The 1590-nt window shown below is 63.1% G+C and carries 1 protein-coding gene; it reads left to right on the forward strand.

Features of this window, described 5'->3' with window-relative positions:
* Position 1: 1 nt before the first annotated feature.
* On the forward strand, positions 2–1590 hold a 1589-nt coding region (dnaK, locus tag EJO66_RS32385; protein WP_125967285.1), incomplete at its 3' end, for a molecular chaperone DnaK.

Consider the following 1590-nt stretch of genomic DNA (forward strand, 5'->3'; position numbering starts at 1 on the left):
CATGGCAAAGATCATCGGCATCGACCTCGGCACCACCAACTCGTGCGTGTCGATCATGGAAGGCAACACCACGCGTGTGATCGAGAACTCGGAAGGTGCGCGCACCACGCCGTCGATCGTGGCCTACCAGGAAGACGGCGAAGTGCTCGTCGGTGCCTCGGCCAAGCGCCAGGCCGTGACCAATCCCAAGAACACGCTGTACGCGATCAAGCGCCTGATCGGCCGCAAGTTCGAAGAGAAGGAAGTCCAGAAGGACATCGACCTGATGCCCTACACCATCGCAAAGGCCGACAACGGCGACGCATGGGTGGAAGTGCGCGGCAAGAAGATCGCGCCCCAGCAGGTCAGCGCCGACATCCTGCGCAAGATGAAGAAGACCGCCGAAGACTATCTCGGCGAAGCCGTGACCGAAGCCGTGATCACGGTGCCGGCCTACTTCAACGACGCCCAGCGCCAGGCCACCAAGGACGCCGGCCGCATCGCGGGCCTGGACGTCAAGCGCATCATCAACGAACCCACCGCCGCGGCCCTGGCCTTCGGCCTGGACAAGCAGGACAAGGCCGACCGCAAGATCGCCGTGTATGACCTGGGCGGCGGCACCTTCGACGTGTCGATCATCGAAATCGCGGACGTCGACGGCGAGAAGCAGTTCGAAGTGCTGTCGACCAACGGCGACACCTTCCTGGGCGGCGAAGACTTCGACCAGCGCATCATCGACTACATCATTGCCGAGTTCAAGAAAGAGCAAGGCGTGGACCTGGGCAAGGACGTGCTCGCACTGCAGCGCCTGAAGGAAGCCGCCGAAAAGGCCAAGATCGAGCTGTCGAACAGCGCGCAGACCGACATCAACCTGCCCTACATCACGGCCGATGCCTCGGGTCCGAAGCACCTGAACATCAAGCTCACGCGCGCCAAGCTCGAAAGCCTGGTCGACGAGCTGGTCGAGCGCACCATCGCGCCTTGCCGCCTGGCCATCAAGGACGCCGGCATCAGCGTGTCGGACATCAACGACGTGATCCTGGTCGGCGGCATGACCCGCATGCCCAAGGTGCAGGAAAAGGTGAAGGCCTTCTTCGGCAAGGAGCCGCGCAAGGACGTGAACCCCGACGAGGCCGTGGCCGTCGGCGCCGCCATCCAGGGCCAGGTGCTCTCGGGCGACCGCAAGGACGTGCTGCTGCTGGACGTGACCCCGCTGTCGCTGGGCATCGAGACCATGGGTGGCGTGATGACCAAGATGATCACGAAGAACACCACGATCCCGACGAAGTTCGCGCAGACCTTCTCCACCGCCGAGGACAACCAGCCGGCCGTGACCATCAAGGTGTTCCAGGGCGAGCGCGAGATCGCCTCGGGCAACAAGCTGCTCGGCGAATTCAACCTCGAAGGCATTCCGCCGGCATCGCGCGGCACGCCGCAGATCGAGGTGAGCTTCGACATCGACGCCAACGGCATCCTGCACGTGGGCGCCAAGGACAAGGGCACCGGCAAGGAAAACAAGATCACCATCAAGGCGAACTCGGGCCTGTCGGAAGACGAGATCCAGAAGATGGTGAAGGACGCCGAACTCAACGCGGCCGAGGACAAGAAGAA

The sequence above is a fragment of the Variovorax beijingensis genome (genome assembly GCF_003951285.1).
Taxonomy (GTDB): domain Bacteria; phylum Pseudomonadota; class Gammaproteobacteria; order Burkholderiales; family Burkholderiaceae_C; genus Variovorax; species Variovorax beijingensis.